The organism is Streptomyces fuscigenes, from assembly GCF_021556455.1.
Lineage (GTDB): Bacteria > Actinomycetota > Actinomycetes > Streptomycetales > Streptomycetaceae > Streptomyces > Streptomyces fuscigenes.
Genome location: NZ_JAKGCV010000657.1, coordinates 1 through 2158 on the forward strand (window position 1 = coordinate 1; position 2158 = coordinate 2158).

At 70.4% G+C, this 2158-nt stretch carries 2 protein-coding genes; both read left to right on the plus strand.

The features are described from left to right. The first annotated feature begins 151 nt into the window (after positions 1-151). Positions 152-1150 (plus strand): carbohydrate ABC transporter permease, encoded by a 999-nt coding sequence (locus tag L1885_RS27440; RefSeq protein ID WP_235799850.1) that lies wholly within the window; start codon positions 152-154, stop codon positions 1148-1150. A 14-nt stretch (positions 1151-1164) separates the two neighbouring features. After that, entirely contained in the window at positions 1165-2073 is a 909-nt protein-coding gene (locus L1885_RS27445) for a carbohydrate ABC transporter permease (RefSeq protein WP_235799851.1), read from the plus strand. Positions 2074-2158 lie beyond the last annotated feature (85 nt).

Genomic DNA, 2158 nt, shown 5'->3' on the forward strand with positions numbered 1-2158 from the left:
CGGCTCCTGCGGGCTCCGGGCCCCGCCGGGCCCCAGGGCCCGCCGGCTCGCGGCCGGCCCGGACCTCCCGGGCGCCCGGGCCTCGACTGGCCCCTCCCCGAGGCCCCTGCCCCGAGGCCGCTTCCCCAAGGACTAGACAAGGACTGTGACCGTGGCCACCTCGACACCCACCCGGGACGCCCACGTCCCGCCGCCCCGCCGGTCCGCCCCACCGCCCCCGGCGGCGGGTCGCGGCCCCTGGCGCAGCCGGCTGTGGCGCTTCGACGACAAGGCTTCGCCGTACGCCTACATCGCCCCGTTCTTCCTGGTCTTCGGGGCTTTCGGCCTCTTCCCCCTGCTCTACACGGGCTGGATCGCCCTGCACCGTGTGGAGATGACGGGCCTCGACCAGATGCAGTGGGTCGGCTGGGGCAACTTCGACACGATCCTGCACGACTCCGAGTTCTGGACGGCCGTCGGCAACACCTTCGCGATCGGCGTCATCTCGACCGTCCCGCAGCTGCTGATGGCGCTCGGGCTCGCCCACCTCCTCAACTACAAGCTGCGCGCGAGCACGTTCTTCCGCACGCTCATCCTCACGCCGTACGCCACCTCGGTCGCCTCGGCGGCCCTGGTCTTCGCCCTGGTCTTCCGAGCCGACGGCGGCATCCTCAACTGGCTGCTGCACTTCATCGGGCTCGGCCACACCAACTGGGCCAACGGGCACTGGACTTCGAAGATCGCCATCTCGATCATCGTCATCTGGCGCTGGACCGGCTACAACACGCTGATCTACCTGGCCGCCATGCAGGCCGTGCCGACCGACCTGTACGAGGCCGCGGCCATCGACGGCGCGTCGCGCTGGCAGCAGTTCCGCAAGGTGACGATCCCCTCGCTGCGCCCGACGATCCTCTTCACCATCGTCATCTCGACGATCGGGTCCATGCAGCTGTTCGGCGAGCCGCTGCTGCTGGAGGGCGGCACTCTGGGCGCCACGGGCGGCAACGAGAACCAGTACGAGACGCTCAGTGTGTATCTCTACAACTACGGCTGGAAGCTGGGCCATCTCGGGCCCGCGGCCGCCGTCGCCTGGGCGATGCTCGCCCTGCTGCTGATCATCGCCGGCATCAACCTGCTCGTCGGCCGCTTCGTTCGCAAGTCCGCCGCCTGAGGGAGCGCTCCGCCATGACCACCACCAGCCCCGAGCGCCCCGCACTCACCGCCCCTGATCCCGTCGCGCGCGCCGCACGCGGCCGGCTGCGGCTCGGCGCGGGACGCCAGTTGCACGCCGGACCGGTCACGTACACCGTGCTGATCGTCGCGGGCGTCCTCTCGATCCTGCCGCTGTACTGGACCCTCGTCGCGGCCTCGCACACGCAGGACGACGTCCTCTCGCTCTCCCCGCCGCTGGTGCCCGGCGGGCTGCTGTTCCACAACCTGTCGACCGCCTGGCAGCAGGCCAACCTCGGCAAGGCCATCGTCAACAGCGTCGTGGTCTCCGGCTGCATCACCGCGGCCACGCTGTTCTTCTGCACGCTGGCCGGCTACTCGTTCGCCAAGATGCGCTTCCGCGGCCGGGGCTGGCTGATGACGGCCGTCATCGCCACGCTCACGATCCCGCCGCAGCTCAGCGTGGTGCCGCTGTTCATGATGATGTCCGACATCGGCTGGGGCGGGCACCTGGAGTCGGTGATCTTCCCGACGCTGGTGAGCGCGTTCGGTGTGTTCTTCATGCGGCAGTACCTGCTGGAGGCCCTGCCCTACGAGCTGATCGAGGCCGCGAAGGTCGACGGCGCGAACAACTTCCGCATCGTGCGCAGCATCGTCCTGCCGGTCGCCCGGCCAGCGATGATGGTGCTCGGCATGCTGACGTTCGTGCAGGCGTGGAACGACTTCTTCTGGCCCTACCTCGCACTCAGCCAGCAGAACCCGACGCTGCAGGTGGCCCTCGGCCAGCTCAGCGCCTCGTACACGCCGGACCAGTCGATCGTCATGGCGGGCGCGCTGATCAGCGCGCTGCCGCTGCTCGTCGTGTTCGTCGTGTTCGGCAAGCAGATCGTCGGCGGCATCATGTCCGGCGCCGTCAAGGGCTGATCCGCCGGGGCGGGCGGCGCCCTTCCGGGAACGGGCGCGGCCCGCCCGCTCCGACGGGCGGCCCGGGGCCGGCGCGGCCCGCGCC

Bases quoted from the DNA above. Each gene is read 5' to 3' on its own strand.
- L1885_RS27445 (WP_235799851.1), top strand. From the start codon at position 1,165: ATGACCACCACCAGCCCCGAGCGCCCCGCACTCACCGCCCCTGATCCC.